Source organism: Roseomonas acroporae, assembly GCF_023223525.1.
Classification (GTDB): Bacteria; Pseudomonadota; Alphaproteobacteria; order Acetobacterales; family Acetobacteraceae; genus Roseomonas_E; species Roseomonas_E acroporae.
This window is the reverse complement of record NZ_JALPRX010000068.1, coordinates 41,736-60,409: the sequence shown is the minus strand read 5'-3', so window position 1 is coordinate 60,409 and position 18,674 is coordinate 41,736. Positions and strand designations below refer to the sequence as shown.

The window sequence follows — 18,674 nt, the reverse complement described above, 5'->3', positions numbered from 1 at the left end:
CGCGGCGCGAGGATGATCCGTGGTGCGGGAGGATGGATGCCTGCCGGCCGGAAGCCCGCCCGGCCGGAAAACGGCCCGCCACGGCAAGCCGCCCGCCGGCGGTGCGCGCCAAGGCGGGGCGAGACACAGCGGGGCGAGACGCAGCGGGGCAGGGCGGGGCGGAGCAAGACGGGACAGGGCGGTTCCGGACGAGCGCACGCCGCCACCGGTCGGGCCAGCGCCACGCCGCCTTCGAGCCTTGCCTGCCGCGCCGCCAGGACCATCATCCCTCCCGTCCCGGCAGCGTATTACACGGGCCCTCCTACCGGACAAGTTTTCCTTCGGCCGGCGCCCGGCCGCGGCGCGCCGACGCACGGCGTTGCCACGGCGCGCCGTTCGACTACCTTCGCCCGCCTCATCCTTCCGGACGGCGCGCACATGTCGGCGACCCTGCACAACGACCCCGAAGGCGCGATCCGGGCGGCGGCCGCGGCGATCGGGCCGCGCCTCGTCGCGCTGCGCCGCGACATCCACGCGCACCCGGAGCTGGGCTTCGAGGAGACGCGCACGGCAGGCATCGTGGCCGCCGAACTCGCCCGCCTCGGCATACCGCACCGCGGCGGCTATGGCGGCACCGGCATCCTCGGCGTCATCGAGGGCGGCCGGCCGGGGCCCACCCTCGCCATCCGCGCCGATCTCGACGCGCTGCCGATCCACGAGGAGACCGGACTCGACTACGCCAGCACCGTCGAGGGCCGTATGCACGCATGCGGCCACGACCTGCACACCGCGACGCTGCTCGGCGTCGCCGCGGTGCTGCGCGATCTCGCGCCGCGGCTCGCCGGCCGGGTGCTGCTGGTGTTCCAGCCGGCCGAGGAGACTCTGCAGGGCGCCGCCGCCATGCTCGCCGACATGGACCGGGAGGCGCGGCCGGAGCGCTTCGACCTCGCCCTCGGCTTCCACAACGCGCCGCACCTGCCGGTCGGGCGGCTCGGCTACGTGCGCGGCGCGGCGCTCGCCGCGGCGGACCGCTTCGACCTCGTCGTGCGCGGGCGCTCCGGCCACGCCGCGCACCCCTCCGGCGCGATCGACCCGATCGTGGCGGCGGCGAGCTTCGTCGGCCAGGTGCAGGCCGTGGTCAGCCGCGAGGTGCGGCCGCTGCACCCGGCCGTGGTCACGGTCGGCATGCTCAGCGGCGGCACCACCTACAACATCATCCCCGAGCGCGTGGCGCTGAAGGGCACGATACGCACCCTGCACCCCGACGCGCGCGACACGGCCGAGGCCGCGCTGCGCCGCCTCGCCGACGGGCTGGCGGTGGCGCTGCGCGTGCGCTGCGCGCTGGACTACCAGCGCATGGTGCCCTCGCTGCGCAACGACGACGCGATGCTGGCGCGCGTGGTGGAATCGGCGCGGGCGCAGCTCGGCGACGTGCTGGACGAGGGCGAGGCCAGCATGGGCGCCGAGGATTTCGCGCTGTTCGCCGAGCGTGCCCCGGCCTTCCACCTGCGCGTCGGCTCCGGCGCGCCGGGCCGGCGCGACAGCCTGCACAACGCCGACTACCAGCCGGACGAGGGGTGCATCGGCCTCGGCGTGCAGGCGCTGTCGCGCGCGGCGTTCGACCTGCTGGCCTGACCCGCTGGCCTGACCCGCTGGCCTGACCCGCTGGCCTGACCCGCCGGCCCTGCCTCTCTGGCCCGACCCGGTGCCATGGGCCGGCCGGTGGGGCATTGACCGCGCGGCGCGCCTCGGAAACCCTGTCGGCGGGCGCGGCGCCGGGAGCCCGCCCGATCGTTGCGGCGGGCGCGGAATGCCGGGGGCGAACCGTCGGGGGCGAACCGTCGGCGGCCTGCTTGGGCACGGGGCCCGTCATGGGCCCCTGGGCTGAGGATCGGAGCGGATGAGGATCTGCGTGTTCGGCGCCGGTGCGATCGGCGGCCATGTCGCGACCCGGCTGGCGCGGGGCGGGGCGGATGTTTCCATCGTCGCGCGCGGCGCCCAGCTCGAGGCGATCCGCGAGCGCGGCCTGACCGTGCACGCTCCGGGCGGCGTGCTGCACGCCCGCCCGCGCGCCGCCGCCGACCCGGCGGAACTCGGCCCGCAGGACGCGGTGCTGGTGACCACGAAGCAGCCCGCCCTGCCCTCGGTGGCCGCCGCGATCGGGCCGCTGCTGGGGCCCGACACCACCGTCGCCTTCGTGATGAACGGCATCCCCTGGTGGTACTTCGACCACGATGGCGGCCCGCTGGACGGCACCCGCCTGCCGACGCTCGACCCGGGCGAGGCGGTGCGTCGCGCGGTCGGCATCGGGCGCACCCTGGGCGGCGTCGTCTACTCCGCCTGCACCGTGGTCGAGCCCGGCGTGATCCACACCGAGCACGACCGCAACCGCCTGCTGCTGGGCGAGCCGGACGGCAGCGCCAGCCCGCGCGCCGAGGCGATCGCCGCCGCCATCGCCGCCGATGGCGGCTTCCAGTCGCCCGTCGTCTCCGACATCCGCACCGAGGTCTGGGCCAAGCTGGTCGGCAACATCGCCAACGGCCCGCTCTGCGTGCTCGGCCGGCAGGGAATCAGGGACGCCTACCGGGAGCCGGCCGTGATGCGGGCGGCCGAGCGCATGACGCACGAGGCGCTGGCGATCGCCCGCGCCCTCGGCCGCGAGGTGGCGATCTCGGTGGAGAAGCGCATGCAGCACAGCGCCGGCATCGCGCACAAGCCTTCCATCCTGCAGGACCTGGAGCTGGGCCGGCCCATGGAGATCGAGGCGCAATGGGCGGTGCCGCTTCGCCTCGCGCGCAAGCTCGGCGTGGCGACGCCGACGCTGGACCTCGTGATCGGGCTGGCGAAGCAGGCGGCGATGGCCGCGGGGCTGTACCGGGAGCCGGAGGCGGCCTGACACCATCCCCGGGCAGGGCGCTGCCCTTCCCGGACCCATCCCGGCGGGTGGGCGAGGCCCTCCTGCAACTCTGTCCGTCCGGGGCCCGGGTGTTGCGACGGCCGGGCCGCCTTTCCCGATACGGGAGATCCGAAGGGGGCCTCGCCCCCCAATGGCCTCCAGGGCGGGAGGATGAAGGAGGGCGGCGCGGGCCCGCTCAGGCGTTGCGCCGGAGCTGCCGCGCGAGCAGGTCCAGCACCGCCATGCGCACCGCGACGCCCATCTCCACCTGCTCGCCGATCACGCTGCGCGCCGGGTCGTCGGCCACCGCGCTGTCGATCTCGACGCCGCGGTTCATCGGCCCCGGGTGCATCACCAGCGCGTCCGGCTTCGCGAAGGCCAGCTTCTCCGCGTCGAGGCCGTAGAAGCGGAAGAACTCGCGCGAGGAGGGCACGAGTCCCGCCTGCATCCGCTCCTTCTGCAGCCGCAGCATCATCACCACGTCGGCGCCCGCGAGGCCCTGGCGCATGTCGTGGAACACCTCGACGCCCATCCGCTCGGCGGCGGCCGGCATCAGCGTCGGCGGCCCGACCAGCCGCACCCGGCTGTTCATCGCCGAGAGCAGGTGGATGTTGGAGCGCGCGACGCGGCTGTGCAGCACGTCGCCGCAGATCGCGACGACGAGGTTCTCCAGCCGCCCCTTGCGCCGGCGGATGGTCAGCGCGTCGAGCAGCGCCTGGGTCGGGTGCTCGTGCGTGCCGTCGCCGGCGTTGATCACGGCGGCATCCACCTTCTGCGCCAGCAGCGCCGGCGCGCCGGACTGCGCGTGGCGCACCACCAGCAGGTCGCAGTGCATCGCGTTCAGCGTCGAGGCGGTGTCGAGCAGCGTCTCGCCCTTGTTCACGCTGCTGGTCGAGACCGACATGTTGATCACGTCGGCGCCGAGCCGCTTGCCGGCCAGCTCGAAGCTCGTGCGCGTGCGCGTGCTGTCCTCGAAGAACAGGTTGATCAGCGTCCGCCCGCGCAGCAGGTCGCGCTGCGTCTTGCCCGAGCGGTTGAGCAGCGCGTAGCTCTCGGCGAGGTCGAGCAGGTCCGCGATGTAGGGCGGCTCCAGCCCCTGGATGGCGAGCAGGTGGCGGTGCGGGAAGGGCAGCATGGCGGATCGTCCGGAGAAGGTTGCCGGCTGGGCGAGGCCAGGGGCGTGGGCAGGAGCGTGGGGGGCGGGGGGGGGGGGCGCGACGGGCGCCGCGGCTCAGCGGCGCAGGATGTGATGGCCGACCGCGTCCAGCACCACCACCCCGTCCGCGACCCTGGTCGCGACGTAGCGCAGCCGCGCCGTGCCGCGCGTGGACCGGGTGCGGGAGGGCGTCACGGCCAGCACCTCGACCCGTACCGAGACCGGTTCGTCGGGACGCAGCGGCGCCGGCCAGCGCAGCTCGAAGGCGTTGCCGCCCAGGCTGATCGCGCGCAGCAGGTTGCTTTGGATCACCAGCGAGAAGACGGCGGCGTAGGTGTGCAGCCCGCTCGCCACCAGCTCGCGGAAGATCGAGTCCTTCGCCGCCTCCGGGTCGAGGTGGAAGGGCTGCGGGTCGTAGCGGCGGGCGAACTCCACGATCTCCGCGGCACTGAGCGAGAGCGTGCCGATCGCCCAGGCCTGCCCGGGCAGGAGCTGGTCGAGCGAGGCGAGCGGCTCGGCGGGCAGGGGCCGGGGAGGAGGCGGAAGGTCGTCCGGTTCGCGGCTCATGGATCCCCGGTCGGCGTGGCGGCAGGAGGGACAGGGTAGGGCAGGGCGCGCCCGCTGTCGCCCCGGTGGGCAGCTTCGGTGGCAGCTTCGGTGGCGAGCCCGGCGCGGCCCCGGCGGGGCGCGGGTGGCCGGCGCGACTCCGTAAGCCGGGCGGGCTAGAGCATTTTCAGGCCGGGTGTCCTCACCCGGCGACCCGGAAAATGCGAAGAACCGAAAGGCCGGAGCCGTTCCGTCCCGATACAGTCAGGCCGGAACGGCTCTAGTCTGGCCATCCCCGGGGCCGCGTCGGCGCCCGGAGGCTGCTCGTCCGGCCGCCTCCGGCACGACGGCGCCGGCGCCAACCAGCGGGAACCCGCCCATGCTCACCGGCTCCACCATCGTCCTGCTCGTCCTGCTGCTGCTCGCGGCCTTCACCGCGGCCAAGGGCATCTGCACCGTGCCGCAGGGCGAGGTCTGGACGGTGGAGCGCTTCGGCGCCTTCACCCACATGCTCCAGCCCGGCCTGCACTTCATCATTCCCTTCATCGACGTGATCGGCCGGCGCCTCAACGTGCAGGAGCAGGTGCTCGACATCCCCGAGCAGGCGGTAATCACGCGCGACAACGCCAGCGTCACCACGGACGGCATCGTGTATTTCCGGGTGATGGACCCCGCCAAGGCCGCCTACCAGGTGCAGTCCCTGAAGCAGGCGCTGACCGCCATCGCCATGACCAACATCCGCGCCGTGATCGGCGAGATGGACCTCGACGCGACGCTCTCGGGCCGCGAGCGGATCAACTCCTCCCTGCTCACCACGCTGGACGGCGCGACCGACCCCTGGGGGGTGAAGGTCAGCCGCGTCGAGATCCGCAAGATCGAGCCGCCGGAGAACCTGATCCGCGCCATGAACCTGCAGATGACCGCCGAGCGCGAGCGGCGCGCCACCGTCGCCAAGGCCGAGGGCGAGCGCGAGGCCGAGGTGAAGCGCGCCGAGGGCCGCAAGCAGGCGCAGATCCTCGACGCCGAGGGCCGGCAGGAGGCGGCGCAGCGCGACGCCACGGCGCGCGAGCGCCTCGCCGCCGCCGAGGCCGAGGCGACGCGCCTGGTGGCCGAGGCCGCCGCCGGCGCCGGCGGCGACGCGCTGCGCTACTTCATCGCCGACAAGTACGTGAAGGCCTTCGAGGTGCTGGCCGGCAACCCGGCGCAGAAGCTCGTGCTGGTGCCGATGGAATCGGCGGCGCTGGCCGGCGGCGTCACCGCCGCGCTGGAGCTGCTGCGCGCCGGCGACCGGCCGCCCGGCGCGGCCCCGCCGCCCGGGCCGGGCCCGGGCCCGGGAACGGGAACGGGGACCGGGCGGCCGTCGCCGGAGACCGGCCGGGGAGGCAATCCGTGGAACCAGGCCTGATCTGGATCCTCGCCGGCTGCGTCCTGCTCGCGGCCGAGCTGGCCCTGCCCGGCGCCTTCCTGCTCTGGATCGGCATCGCGGCGGTCGTCACCGGCGGCTTCGTGCTGCTGTTCGACGCGCCCTTCTGGGCCGTGGTGCTGCTGTTCGTGGCGCTGCTCGCCGCCTCCATCACGGCGGCGCTGCGGGTGCGCGCCGCCGCGCGGCGGGCGCGGCCGGCGCTGAACCAGCCCGACTCCGGCCTGGCCGGCCGCCTCGGCATGGTGCTGTCGGACGAGGGGACGGTGCTGCGGGTGCGCCTCGGCGACTCCGACTGGGCGGCGCGCCCGGCACGCGGCCTGCCGCCCCTGCCGGCGGGAACGCGGGTGCGGGTGGAGGGCGTGGACGGCACCCTCCTGGTGGTGCGGCCCGACGGCGGCTGATGCCGCCGGCGGCTCGACCCGCCCGACCTCTCCCGCCGCCTCCTCCCGCGGCCTTCTCCGCCGGTGGGGGCCGCTCCGGGCGCCGGATCCCGGCCCGCCCCCGGCACCGGCTCCCGGCCCGCGGCGCGTGCCGGCCCGCCCTCAGGGCGCGGCGTGCAGCGCCGTCAGCGGGGCATCCGCCCGGCCGCCGCTGTTCGCGAGCAGGAGCTCCTGCAGCCGCTCGGCCGTCATCGGGCGGCCGAGCAGGAAGCCCTGCGCCTCGTCGCAGGCAAGCCGCTGCAGGAAGCGGAACTGCTGCTCGGTCTCGACGCCCTCGGCCGTGACCTGCAGGTTGAGGCTGCGCCCCATGGCCAGGATGGCGTCCACGATCGCCCGCGCCCCGGGATCGGCCTCCAGCGCCTGCACGAAGGACTTGTCGATCTTGATCTTGTCGAAGGGGAAGCGGCGCAGGTAGCCGAGGCTGGAATAGCCGGTGCCGAAATCGTCGAGCGCGATCCGCACGCCCTGCCGCTTCAGGGCGCGTATCACCGCCAGCGCCCCGTCGGCGTCGTCGATCAGCAGCCCCTCGGTCACCTCGATCTCCAGCCGGCCGGCGGGCAGGCCGGTCCGCTCCAGCACCTCGGCCACGATCTCGGGCAGCCTGCCGTGGCGGAACTGGGCGGGCGAGAGGTTCACCGCGACGTTGTAGGGGCGCGGCCAGCGCAGCGCGGCGGTGCAGGCGCGCTCCAGCACCCAGCGGCCGAGCGGCTGGATCAGGCCGCTCTCCTCGGCCACGGGGATGAATTCGGTCGGCGGCAGGGCGCCGCGCGTCGGGTGCTGCCAGCGCACCAGCGCCTCGACGGCGGTGACGTCGCGCGTGCCGCAGGCATAGAGCGGCTGGAAGGCCAGCGAGAGCTGGTCCGATTCGAGCGCGAGGCGCAGATCGTGCTCCAGCAGGCTGCGCTGGCGCAGCTTGGCCTCCATGCCGGGCTCGAAGAAGCAGGTGGTGCCGCGCCCGGCGCCCTTGGCGCGGTAGAGCGCGGTGTCGGCGTTCTTGAGCAGCGTCTCCTCGTCGACGCCGTCGGTGGGGTACAGGGCGATGCCGATGCTGGTGCCGACCGTGACCATCTGCCCGTCGAGGTCGAAGGGTGGGGCCAGCTGCGCCGTCACGCGCCGGGCCAGCTCGGCGGCGTCGGTGGGCTGCGACACGGCGCTCTGCACCAGCACGAATTCGTCGCCGCCGATGCGCGCCACCGTGTCGGCGCTGCGTGCCAGGGTACGCAGCCGCTCGGCCACCTGCACCAGCAGCCTGTCCCCCGCGGCGTGGCCCAGCACGTCGTTGACCGGCTTGAAGCGGTCGAGGTCGAGGCAGAGCACCGCCACCATCGTCCCGGCGCGCGAGGCGTGCGCCATCGCCTGGCCGAGCCGGTCGCTGAGCAGGAAGCGGTTGGCCAGCCCGGTCAGCCCGTCATGGTGGGCGAGGTGGCGCACCCGCTCCTCGGCGCGGCGGCGGGCGGTGATGTCGGTGTAGGTGCGCACCGCGCCGCCTTCCGCCAGGGGCTGGCTGCGTATCTCCAGCACCGTGCCGTCGGGCCGGATGCGTTCGTAGACACGCGGGCTCTCCTCCAGGGAGACATGCCCGGCCGCGGCCGCCAGCGCGGTGGGGTCGATGCCGGCGGCGAACTCGTTCTGCTGGATCTGCCACCGGACGATGGCGTGGAAGTGCGGCCGCCCGGCCAGCAGGGCGGCGGGCAGGCCCAGCAGCGACGCGAAGCGGCGGTTGAAGACCGGGATCGCCCCATGCCGGTCGACCATCACCAGCCCCTGGTCGATGTTCTCGATGGCGTTGCGCAGCGACTGCCGCGAGAGCAGCAGCCGGTGGCGGTGGTGGACCAGCAGCGCGCCCAGCCCGAGCACCAGCACCGAAAGCCCGAGCCCGACCAGCAGGGCCTGGTTGCGCAGCCGGGCATAGGCGGCGAGCAGGGGGGCCGTATCGAGGCCGACCATCACCATCAGCGGGTGGTTGCGCAGCCGGTGGAAGCCGACGATCCGGCCGCCGCCGCCATCCGCCGCGCCGTCGAGGTGGAAGTGGCCGGACTCGGCCCCCGCCCGGGCCTCCGGCGAGAGCTGCGCCACCCGGCCCAGCAGGCCGTGCGAGGGCGCCTCCGCCCGCACGATCCGGTCGTGCTGGCCGACCAGCAGCAGGTTGCCGCGGATGTCGAGGCTCTCGAAGAGCTGGGTGAGCCAGTACGGATCGAGCGAGCAGACGATCACCCCGGCGAAGGCGCCGTCCGGCGCGTAGAGCTTGCGGGTGAACTGCACCGACCAGCGGTTGGACACCCGCCCGAGCACCGGCACGCTGACGAACAGGAAGTCCTCGTCCGGACGCTCGCGCTGGACGCGGAAATGCACCCGGTCGGACAGGTCGGTCGGCTGCTCCGGCCGGCCGAGGTTGCTCATCAGCAGCTTCCCGTCCGGCCCGATCACGGCGAGCTGCACCATCATGCCGTCGAAGTAGCCGTTGCCGCGGCTGATGAAGTCCAGGCTGAAGCCGGCGGGATCGCGCCGGTAGGCCTCGCGCACGAAGAGCAGGCGCTGATCGATCGCCTCGATGGTGCGGGCGATGCCCTGCTCGGCGGCGGCGGAGATGTTGGTGGCGGTGCGGATGGTCTCCCGCAGCATGTCGTCGCGCTGCTGCGTCAGGCGGTAGCCGATGGCGAGCCAGATCACCGCGAGGATCAGCGCGACGAGGCCGAGATCCGGCAGGGTGCCCGCCAGGAGCTTGCGCGGGCGCGGGGCCGCCTGGTCGGCAGACAGGCTCAAATCTTCCTCCGCATCGTGCGCCGGGAGCGGCGGGTGAGGCCAGGATGGGCCAGGAAAGCGAAGCCTTGCTTAAGCGGGAACGGATCCGGGGCCGTCGGCGCACCGGTCACGATGACGTGCGGCCGGAGGGCGATGCAATCACGGATTGCGAAAGCCGCGCGTTCCACGTCGCGGCGCCGAGGCGGTCATCCGCCGGCGGTGGCCTGCGCGGACGCGGACCTCGCCCCGAGCGGCCGGGAAAGCCGTGCCCCCCGGTCGGCGGCAATGCCCGGCGCCGGAGGGGAGGGCCCGGAAAATGAACTTTCCGCAATCTTTTCCCTTGCACCGGCGGGCCGTCATCGCCACCTTCCGCGCATGCGTCCAGAAGACCCCCGCTTCGGCCCGACGCCGAGGCTGATCCTCGACATGAGCCCGGATGGCACCTTCCGCGAGCCGTCGCGGCTGGAGAAGGCGCTGGCCAGGCTGCGCGGCATGGCCATGCTGGCGGGCCTCGCCGCGGCCGGCGTCCTGGCGGTGGCGCTGGCGCTGGTCTTCCTCAGCGTGATGCTGCCGGTGGCGATCGGCGTTGCGGCCTTCGCCGCGCTGACCCTCTACTGGCGCCAGCGCTCCGGCCGGCCCGTGTTCCGGGTGGTGACGATCCGGCGCTGAGCCGCCGGGTCGGGCCCGCGGCGGCCCCGCCGCCCCGAGGGAGCCGGCGGAGGGCCGCGCGCGGCCGGGCAGGCCGCGCCTTCCCCTGCGGGACCTGACGTCTCAGGATTTGACGTCTCGGGACTGGGCGCCGGCGAGGCCGAATGCCTCGGCCAGCAGCGTGTAGGAATGCCGCCGCGCCGCCGGGTCGTGGCAGGCGGTCAGCACCGCCACCTCCGCGGCGCCATGCGCGGCGGCCAACGACTCCAGCCTCTCCCGAACCTGCGCGGCGGTGCCGATGATCGCCCGCTCGCGCAGCCGCTCCACCTTGGCGCGTTCCGCCTCGGTGTAGGGATGCGCATCGGCCTCGGCGAGGCTCGGCAGCGGCGGGTAGACGCCGCGGTCGCGCGAGAGGCGCCACAGCGCGCGCGAGGCGAACAGGCGCCGCGCCTCGGCCTCGGTGTCGGCGGCGAGCGCGAAGACGCCGAGCGCCGCGTGCGGCGCGCCGAGTCGGCCCGGACGGGCGGCCGGGGCCGCCGCCGCCCCGTCCCCCCGGCCGTCGGCGGGGGCCAGGCCCCAGGGGCGGAAGCTCTCGCGGTACGCCGCCATCGCCTCCTCGCCGCCGCGGCCGTCCGTGATGAAGTGGGCGAAGCAGTAGGGCAGGCCGAAATACGCGGCGACCTGGGCGCCGTAGTCGCTTGAGCCCAGCACCCAGACCTCCGGCCGGGTCGGCACCGCCGGCTGCGCCGTCACGGCCCGGTAGGGATGGTTCTCCGGCAGTCCCTCGCCGAGCCAGCCCAGCAGCTCGGAAACCTGCTGCGGGAAGCGCTCGGCCGCCTCGCCGGCATTCGGGTTCAGCGCGTAGGCGGTGCGCCCGTCCGAGCCCGGGGCGCGGCCGACGCCGAGGTCGATGCGGCCGGGCGCGATCGCCTCCAGCATGCGGAACTGCTCAGCAACCTTCAGGCTGGCATAGTGCGGCAGCATCACCCCGGCCGAGCCGACCCGGATGCGCGGCGTGGTGGCGGCGATGGCCGCGATCAGCACCTCCGGCGCGGCGCAGGCGAGGCTGCCGGAGCTGTGGTGCTCGGCCAGCCAGTAGCGTCGGAAGCCGAGCGCGTCCGCGTGGCGGGCCAGCGCCAGCGTCTCGCCCACCGCCTCGGCCGGGGTGCGGCCCGAGGCGATGGGCGCCTGGTCGAGGACGGACAGGACGAGGGACATGCCGGTCGATCTCCCGCGATTCGGCGCCGCGGTCTTCGGGCGTTCGGAACCCGGCGTCAATGGCCGCGGCCCGGTTCGCCGCGTCCCGCGCCGGCCGTGGGCCGGCCTTCTTATCCGGCGCGTTTCCCGAGACGCCGGGCGCGCGCTCGGCTTGGAAACGCGCCGGAGCCGTTCCGGCCTTTCGGTTTTTCGCATCTTCCGAGTCGCCGGGTGAGTGCACCCAGCTCGGAAATGCTCTAGGCGGGCCTGATCGCCCGTTGCACCAGCGCGCCCAGGTCGCGGAATTCCGCCGCGCGCGGGCTGCGCGCCCGCCAGGCGAGGCCCAGGGTCCGCGCCGCCTCGTGCTCCAGCGGCCGCACCGCCAGCGGCGTCTCCGCGAGCAGCCCGCCCTCCACCGCCAGCCGCGGCAGCAGCGTCACGCCGAGGCCGCCCGCCACCATCTGGGCCAGGGTGTGCAGCGAGGTGGCGGCGAACTCGTCCCCCGCCGCAGCGCCCGGCAGGTCGCAGGCCGACAGGGCATGCCCGCGCAGGCAGTGCCCGTCCTCCAGCAGCAGCAGGCGCTCGCCGCCCAGCGCCGCCACCGGCACGCGCTCCCGCCCGGCCAGCCGGTGGCCGGGGGGCAGGGCGACCAGGAACGGGTCCTCGGCGATCGCCATCGTCTCCGCCTCGTTGCAGTCGCAGGGCAGGGCGAGGATCAGCAGGTCGAGCCGGCCGCTCTCCAGCCGCTCCACCAGCCGCTCCGTCAGGTCCTCGCGCAGCCAGAGCCGCAGGCGCGGGAAGGCCTCGCGCAGCGCCGGCATCAGGCGCGGCAGCAGGAACGGGCCGATGGTGGGGATCAGGCCGACCCGCAGCGGCCCGCTCAGCGGCTCGCGCGCCGCCGCGGCCGTCTCGGCCACCGCCTCCAGCGCGCCGAGCGCCGCGCGGGCCCGCCCCACCACCTCCAGCCCGAGCGGCGTGAACACCGGCCGCTTCACCGGCCCGTGCTCCAGCAGCGTCGAGTCGAGCTGCCGCTCCAGCGCGATGATGCCGGCCGAGAGGGTGGATTGCGTCACCCCGCAGGCGCGGGCGGCGCGGCCGAAATGGCCGTGCTCGGCCAGCGCCAGGAGGTAGCGGAGCTGCTGCGGACTGGGCAGGGTGGTCATCGGGCCAATCGATCACAACGAACAAAACTATTCATTGGCACACCGCTGAACGGCTTGCCATATCTCTGCTGCGGCGCCGCATGACGGCGTCCCGAGATCCGCAACCCTTATCCCTGGGGGGAGCCACATGCTCACCGTTGGCGACAAGTTCCCGAGCTTCAAGCTGCAGGCCGTCAAGGGCGGCGCCGAGGGCCTGGGCGGCCCCGGCAAGTCCTTCACCGAGATCACCAACGAGTCCGATGCCGGCAAGTGGAAGATCGTCTTCTTCTGGCCGAAGGACTTCACCTTCATCTGCCCGACCGAGATCGCGGCCTTCGGCAAGCTGAACGGCGAGTTCGCGGACCGCGACGCGGTGGTCTACGGCGCCTCGACGGACAGCGAGTTCGTGCACCTGAACTGGCGCGTCCACAACGACGACATCCGCGACCTGCCCTTCGCGATGCTGGCCGACACCAAGCGCGAGCTGGCGGAGTCGCTCGGCATCCTCGACAAGAACGAGGGCGTCGCGCTCCGCGCCACCTTCATCGTCGATCCGGACGGCACCATCCAGTGGGCCTCGGTGAACGGGCTGAACGTCGGCCGCAACCCGCAGGAGGTCGTCCGCGTCCTCGACGCGCTGCAGACCGACGAGCTCTGCCCGTGCAACTGGGAGAAGGGCAAGGACACGCTCGACCCCGCGAAGCTGTTCGAGCAGGCCGCCTGAGCCACGCCTGATGCCCGGCCGGCGCGGCGCGAGCCGTGCCGGCCGGCTTCCGTTCCGGCGCCGGCGGTCGACCGCCGCGCCGGACGGGCCGGGCCGCCCCGCATGCCGGCAGGGCGGCCCGACCCGTCCGGGCCCGCAGGCCCGTTCTCATCCGCCCCGCCGCCGCTCCCCAGGCGCCCCACCCGGCGCCGGCCAGCGGCCCTGTTGGCACGCCCCGTTGGCACGCCCCGTTTTCACGAAGGAGGCCAAGCATGTCCCTCGAAGCCCTGCGCAACCGCCTGCCCGAATACGCCAAGGACCTGAAGCTCAACCTCGGCAGCCTCGCGACCGAGCCGGTGCTCGACCAGCAGAAGCTCGCCGGCACCTTCGTCGTCTCGGCCCTCGCCTCGCGCAACGCCGAGGTGACGGCGGCGATCGTCGCCGAGTTCGGCCCGAAGCTCTCGCCCGAGGCGCTGACCGCCGCCAAGGCCGCCGCGGCGATCATGGGCATGAACAACATCTACTACCGCTTCACCCACCTCGTCGGCGGCGACTACGCGAAGATGCCGGCCAAGCTGCGCATGAACGTCATGGCGAAGCCCGGCGTGGACAAGGTGGACTTCGAGCTGTGGTCGCTCGCCGTCTCCGCCGTGAACGGCTGCGGCATGTGCATGGAGGCGCACGAGAAGGTGGTCCGCGCCGCCGGGCTGGGCCAGGAGCAGGTGCAGGCCGCCGTCCGCATCGCCGCCGTGGTGCATGCCGTGGCCGCCGTGCTGGACGGCGAGGACGCGCTGGCCGGCACGGTGCGCGCCGCCGCCTGATCCCGGCCGTGCTCCCCCGGCGGGGGAGCGCCATGCCCGCCTCCCCGGCGGCGGGGAGCGCACGGCCCGACCCCGGCGGCCGCACGGCCGCCGGGATTCCACGGCTTCCGGCGGGGCGCGCGGCATCGCCGTCGCGCCTGGCCGGCCGGGTCCCGCGGGGCGCGCGCGCAGGCGCGGGCCGGGCCGGCGGCGACTTGTCTCCCTGGTTCATGCGCCATTAAGCGGCCCGCCTTAGTCCTGCTTCGGATCAGGCAGGATGCAGCATGGCCGGCGCGGGTACAGCTTGCAGCGCGACGACAGGGCGGAAGGCACGCCGCGCGGCCCCTTCCGACCGCTTCATCGCCTTCGCCCTGGCCGCCGCCGAGCTGCTGGTGGAAGCCGGCCCGGACGGGCGCGTGACCTACGCCACCGGCGCCTTTCCCATGCGCCTCGGCCGGGAGTCGGAAACCTGCCTGGGCCAGCCGGCCCGCCTGCTGGTGGCACCCGAGGACCGGGCCGCCTTCGACACCGCCTTCGCGCTGCTGCTGCTGCGCGGCCGCCTGCTGCCCTTCGCCCTGCACCTCGCCGGGCCGGGCCGGCGCGCCGTGGCGCTCTCCGGCCTGGTCGTGCCCGAGGCCGGCGACCGGCAGCGCCTCTGTCTCTGCTTCGCCCCGTTGCCGGTCTCTGCCCCCTCCGCCCCGGCCGCGGCCGGGGCGGACTTCGTGCGCGAGAGCCAGTCCCGGCTGCGCGCCGCGCTCGATGGCGGCGGCGCGTCCGCGCTGGGGCTGCTGGAATTGGTGGGGCCCGACGGCAGCGGCGCGCTCCGCCCCGAGGTCATGCAGGAGATCGGCCGGATGCTGACCCACGATGCGGGGCCCGACTCCATCGCCTGCGAATTGTCGGAAGGCCGCTACGGGGTGCTGCAGGGCTCGGTCGACGATCTCACGCGCCTCGCGGCACGGCTGGAGGAGGTGCTGGCCGCCTCCGGCAGCAAGGCCCGGCTGGACACGCGCACCCTGCCGCTCCAGGGGGATGACGGCCTCACCGCCGTCCAGGCGACGCGTGCCCTGCGCCACGCCCTGGTCGCCTTCTCGGGCGGCGGCGCGGCGGGCTTCTCCGACGCCGGGTTCGACGGCGGTCTGGCCGCCTTCGTCGCCGCCGCCACCACGCGCGCCACGGCGCTGCGGCGCAGCCTGGCGGAACGCCGCTTCCACCTCGCCTTCCAGCCCATCATGCCGCTGGCCGGCGGCCCGGCGCATCACTTCGAGGCGCTGCTGCGGCCGCACCCCACCCCCGGCCTGCCCATCAGCAACGTGCAGGAATTCGTCACCTTCGCCGAGGCCGTCGGTCTTTCCGAGGAGCTGGACTGGGCGGTGACCGACCGGGTCTGCGACATGCTGCGCCACCGCGACACGCCGAACCTCGCCTGGAACCTGTCGGGCCTGTCCCTGCAGAATCCCGAATTCCGCCGCCAGCTCCTCGCCCGGCTCGATGCCAGCCCCGGCCTCGCCGGCCGGCTGCTCGCCGAGATCACCGAGACGGCGGAGATCGAGGACCCGGCGGCGGCGCTGGAGACCACCGAGGGGCTGCGCGACCGCGGCGTGCGGCTCTGCCTCGACGACTTCGGCGCCGGCGCCTCGGCGCTGCGCTACCTGCGCACCTTCCGCGTGGAATTCGTCAAGATCGACGGCTCCTACGTGCAGAGCGCCGTGCGTTCCGAGCGGGAGCGCTGCTTCGTCGCCTCGATGGTCGATCTCGCCCGCACCATGGACGCGCAGGTGGTGGCCGAGCGGATCGAGACGGAGGCGGAGGCGCGGGTGATGCGCGAGCTCGGCGTGCAATTCGGCCAGGGCTACCTGTTCGGGCGGCCCGGCGCGTTGCCGGGCCGGCGGGAGGCCTGATCCCGCCACGCACGGGTCCGGGCCTGCGCCGGCCGGCAACCGCGCGCGTGGGGGAGCGTCCCGGGCAGGGGCGGCCGCCGCCGGCCGGATCGGCGTGGACGCCGCCGCCCGCCTGCCGCGCCGGGGGGCGGCGAACATGCCCGGAGGCGTGACGCCGTGCCGAAGACCGGGACCTGCGGCGATCCTCGGTCCCGACCGGATCGCGGCTCGCGTGGCCGGCGGGCAGCTCTGGCCCCGTAACGAACCCGCTGCGACAATGCGGCGCCGGGCATCATTCCGGAGGAGATCCATGATGTCACATCGTCCGTCGTGGCCCCGCAACCGCCTGCCGCGGATCCTGGGCGCACTCCTGCTGGCCGGCACCGGCTTCGCCGGCGGCTGCGTCGTCGCGCAGACGCCGTTTCCCAACATCGTCGACGCCCAGAACCACCTCCAGGCGGCGCTGGCCTCGCTGGAGCGTGCGCCCGACCGCTTCGGCGGCCACAAGGGCGAGGCGCAGCGCCTGATCCGCGCCGCGCTCGGCGAGCTGGAGGAAGCCAAGCGCGCCTTCCGCTGAGCCTCCGGACTCCGGGCCTACGGCCGCCGGAGTCCTCGGGCCATCGGCGTCCTCGGGCCATCGGCACCCTGCCGCGGCCGGTGGGCGGCCCCCGTGCCCGCCCCCCGTGCCCGCCCTCGCGGTCGGGCGCGGCCCGCCATCCCGGCGCCGAGGCCGCGTTCGCGGGCCGGCCCTGCCGCCCGGAGCGGATCGCCGGAGGGCAGGCACGCCGGGAAGCGCGCAACCGCTTCGGAAAGGACGGCCGCGGCGAGCCGCGATCCCGGCCGGACCGCGGCTCGCCGTGGCGCCGTTCCGGCCCGACCGAAGCGGGCCGGAACGGCCTTGGCCGCCATGCGACGCGTCTTCCCGAGCCGCCGGGCGAGTACGCCCAGCCTGGAAACGCTCTACAGCGAACCGCAGTCCGGTCGGGACTCCGGTTCGCTGCAACTCGTTGTTCCCGGCGCGGATTCACGCCGCCGGGCGTGTCCGCCCGCCGGCGATCCGCTCTATCCTTCCGTGGTGCGGTCCCGCGCCTGCAGCACCGCGGCGGTCAGCGCGGCCGCGGCGATGCCGGCGATGCCGGGATCGGGCGGTTGCCAGGCGGTCAGCCGCACCTTGACGAACATGCCGCGCTGGACGGCGACGCACAGGCTGCTGCCGGTGGGGGCGCCATCCTGCTGCGTGATGCGGAAATTCGCGCAGCGGAAGCTGCGGGCGGTGGCCGCGGACCGGACGCCCATGCCGTTCGCGAAGGAGACGGAGCGGTAGATGCCGGCGCGCATGGCCGCGTCCAGCTCGGCCGCCGCCAGGCGGAACTCCGCCGCCACCTCGGGGCCGTCTCCATCGGGAGGCCGCCGGCCACGGTCGTAGATGAAGACGGTCGCGGCCATCCTCTCCCCGCCGGTCGGCGCATAGGGCACCGCGGCGCCGAGCCCGGCACCGCCCGGCCGCTGCTCGAAGTCGGTGACCGGGCCGCTGCGGCGGAACGACGCCAGCATCGGCGGCAGGGCCTCGGCGGCACGCGCGGCGGCCGACACGCCGGGCGCGCCGGCCACAGGGCCGGGCGCCGACGCGTCCGGGGACGCGCAGCCGGCCAGGAGCAGGAGTGGCACGAGGGCGGCGCGCACCATGGTTCTCCGGCAGCGGGGTCTCCGGGAATGGCCCCGCCGCCGTTATAGGGGGCTTCGCCGCCGCCGGTCGATCCGGATCGGCCCGCCCCGGCGCGAAGGGGCCGTCCCGCCGCCCTTGCAAGTCTCAGCCGGCATAGCCCATGACGCGCGGCAGCCAGAGCGCGATGCCGGGAAAGGCGATCAGCAGCCCGGTGCCGATCGCCAGCATCGCGATGTAGGGCAGCACCGAGCGGTTCACCTCGGCGAGCGGCGCGCCGGTGATCGCCTTGATGACCACGAGGTTCATCGCCACGGGCGGCGAGATCAGCGCCATCTCCAGCGAGAGCGTCAGCAGCACGCCGTACCAGACCTTGTCGATGCCCAGCGCCGCCATCGCCGGCAGCACGGCGGGCATGGTCAGCAGGATGATCGAGAAGCTCTCCAGGATCAGCCCCAGCACGAAGAGCAGCGCCATCATCACCAGCAGGAAGCCGGTGCGCGACAGGCCGAGATCGGTCACCAGCGAGACCATCTCCTGCGGCACGCGCAGCTTGGTCAGCATGTAGCCGTAGATCGCCGCCCCCGCGATGATCAGCAGCAGCATCGCGCCGGTGCGCGTCGCGTCGCGGATGCCGTCCACGAGGTCGGCCCAGGAAAGGTGCCGGTACACCAGCACCGCGATCAGCAGCGCGTAGAGCGTGCCCGTGCCCGCCGCCTCGGTCGCGGTGAAGATGCCGAGATAGAGCCCGCCCAGCACGAAGACCGGCAGCGACAGCGCCCAGGCGGCGCGCGCGAAGGAGGGGCGGGCCATGGTGGCGTCCGCGCCCGGCGCCCCGTCGGCCGCGGGGGCATCCGCGGGCGGCACCGCCCTGCCCTCGGTCAGCCAGCACCAGCCGGCGAACATCGCGGCCATCATCGCACCCGGCACGAGGCCGGCGGCGAACAGCGCCACCACCGAGGTCTCGGTGACGTAGGCGTAGAGCACCATCGGCGCCGAGGGCGGCAGCAGGATGCCGAGCGTGCCGCCGCCCGCCACCACGCCGAAGGCGCCGCGCCGCGACATGCCGTAGCGCAGCATCTGCGGGATGGCGATCTTGCCCACCGTCAGCGCCGTCGCGACGGATGAGCCGGAGATCGCCGCGAAGATGGTGCAGGCCGCGACCGTCGCGATGCCCACGCCGCCGCGCACGCCGCGCAGCAGCAGGAAGGCGGTGGCGTAGAGGTCGTCCACCACCCGCCCGCGCACCATGATGTGCGCCTTGAGCATGAACAGCGGGATCGCCACCAGCAGGTAGCCGTTGAGGTTGCCGATCACCAGCTCGCCCAGCGCCGGCACGCCGCCCTCGGTCCAGTACAGGACCGCGAGCGGCAGCAGGAACAGCGCCGCGAACATCGGCAGGCCGCAGTAGAGCAGCGCGATCAGCGCCGCGAGCAGCAGCAGGAAGGTCACGCGTCCG

16 protein-coding genes are annotated in these 18,674 nt (G+C 74.5%); 9 read left to right on the top strand and 7 right to left on the bottom strand.

Going from position 1 to position 18,674, the window contains the following annotated elements:
* Positions 1-417: 417 nt before the first annotated feature.
* Both M0638_RS15665 and M0638_RS15660 read left to right on the top strand, forming a co-directional pair.
* Positions 418-1,614, top strand: coding sequence for a M20 metallopeptidase family protein (locus tag M0638_RS15665; protein ID WP_248667934.1), 1,197 nt, complete (start codon positions 418-420; stop codon positions 1,612-1,614).
* 265 nt (positions 1,615-1,879) lie between these two features.
* Positions 1,880-2,875, top strand: coding sequence for a ketopantoate reductase family protein (locus M0638_RS15660; protein WP_248667933.1), 996 nt, complete (start codon positions 1,880-1,882; stop codon positions 2,873-2,875).
* Between the two features lie 196 nt (positions 2,876-3,071).
* Here M0638_RS15660 and M0638_RS15655 read toward each other — a convergent pair whose 3' ends face one another.
* On the bottom strand, positions 3,072-4,010 hold the full coding sequence (locus M0638_RS15655; RefSeq protein WP_248667932.1) for an aspartate carbamoyltransferase catalytic subunit: 939 nt from the start codon (positions 4,008-4,010) through the stop codon (positions 3,072-3,074).
* 96 nt (positions 4,011-4,106) lie between these two features.
* Positions 4,107-4,598, bottom strand: coding sequence for a MaoC/PaaZ C-terminal domain-containing protein (locus M0638_RS15650; RefSeq protein ID WP_248667931.1), 492 nt, complete (start codon positions 4,596-4,598; stop codon positions 4,107-4,109).
* A gap of 358 nt (positions 4,599-4,956) precedes the next feature.
* Between M0638_RS15650 and M0638_RS15645 the strand changes: the two genes are divergently transcribed.
* A complete protein-coding gene (locus M0638_RS15645; protein ID WP_248667930.1) occupies positions 4,957-5,982 on the top strand; it encodes an SPFH domain-containing protein in 1,026 nt (341 codons plus the stop codon).
* Positions 5,967-6,401 carry an NfeD family protein gene (locus M0638_RS15640; RefSeq protein ID WP_248667929.1) on the top strand — a complete coding sequence of 145 codons (435 nt, stop codon included), beginning with the start codon at positions 5,967-5,969 and terminating at the stop codon, positions 6,399-6,401. Before M0638_RS15645 ends, M0638_RS15640 begins: the two co-directional genes overlap by 16 nt.
* A 141-nt stretch (positions 6,402-6,542) precedes the next feature.
* Here M0638_RS15640 and M0638_RS15635 read toward each other — a convergent pair whose 3' ends face one another.
* Entirely contained in the window at positions 6,543-9,203 is a 2,661-nt protein-coding gene (locus M0638_RS15635; protein WP_248667928.1) for a bifunctional diguanylate cyclase/phosphodiesterase, read from the bottom strand.
* Between the two features lie 354 nt (positions 9,204-9,557).
* Between M0638_RS15635 and M0638_RS15630 the strand changes: the two genes are divergently transcribed.
* A complete protein-coding gene (locus tag M0638_RS15630; protein ID WP_248667927.1) occupies positions 9,558-9,851 on the top strand; it encodes a hypothetical protein in 294 nt (97 codons plus the stop codon).
* Positions 9,852-9,953: 102 nt separating this feature from the next.
* Here the strand turns inward: M0638_RS15630 and M0638_RS15625 are convergent, their stop codons facing one another.
* Positions 9,954-11,048 carry an LLM class flavin-dependent oxidoreductase gene (locus tag M0638_RS15625; RefSeq protein ID WP_248667926.1) on the bottom strand — a complete coding sequence of 365 codons (1,095 nt, stop codon included), beginning with the start codon at positions 11,046-11,048 and terminating at the stop codon, positions 9,954-9,956.
* Between the two features lie 236 nt (positions 11,049-11,284).
* Complete coding sequence (locus tag M0638_RS15620) at positions 11,285-12,190, bottom strand: hydrogen peroxide-inducible genes activator (protein WP_248667925.1); 906 nt, start codon at positions 12,188-12,190, stop codon at positions 11,285-11,287.
* Between the two features lie 127 nt (positions 12,191-12,317).
* Here M0638_RS15620 and M0638_RS15615 point away from each other — a divergent pair, with 127 nt between their 5' ends.
* The 4 genes from M0638_RS15615 to M0638_RS15600 all read left to right on the top strand — a co-directional run bounded on the left by M0638_RS15615 (position 12,318) and on the right by M0638_RS15600 (position 16,129).
* Entirely contained in the window at positions 12,318-12,893 is a 576-nt protein-coding gene (locus M0638_RS15615) for a peroxiredoxin (protein ID WP_248667924.1), read from the top strand.
* A gap of 251 nt (positions 12,894-13,144) precedes the next feature.
* On the top strand, positions 13,145-13,693 hold the full coding sequence (locus tag M0638_RS15610) for a carboxymuconolactone decarboxylase family protein (protein WP_248667923.1): 549 nt from the start codon (positions 13,145-13,147) through the stop codon (positions 13,691-13,693).
* Positions 13,694-13,956: 263 nt separating this feature from the next.
* Positions 13,957-15,573 (top strand): sensor domain-containing phosphodiesterase, encoded by a 1,617-nt coding sequence (locus M0638_RS15605; protein WP_248667922.1) that lies wholly within the window; start codon positions 13,957-13,959, stop codon positions 15,571-15,573.
* A 292-nt stretch (positions 15,574-15,865) separates the two neighbouring features.
* A complete protein-coding gene (locus tag M0638_RS15600; RefSeq protein WP_248667921.1) occupies positions 15,866-16,129 on the top strand; it encodes a hypothetical protein in 264 nt (87 codons plus the stop codon).
* Positions 16,130-16,614: 485 nt separating this feature from the next.
* Here the strand turns inward: M0638_RS15600 and M0638_RS15595 are convergent, their stop codons facing one another.
* Entirely contained in the window at positions 16,615-17,238 is a 624-nt protein-coding gene (locus tag M0638_RS15595) for a hypothetical protein (protein ID WP_248667920.1), read from the bottom strand.
* A 124-nt stretch (positions 17,239-17,362) separates the two neighbouring features.
* Entirely contained in the window at positions 17,363-18,667 is a 1,305-nt protein-coding gene (locus M0638_RS15590; protein WP_248667919.1) for a TRAP transporter large permease, read from the bottom strand.
* Between the last annotated feature and the right edge of the window lie 7 nt (positions 18,668-18,674).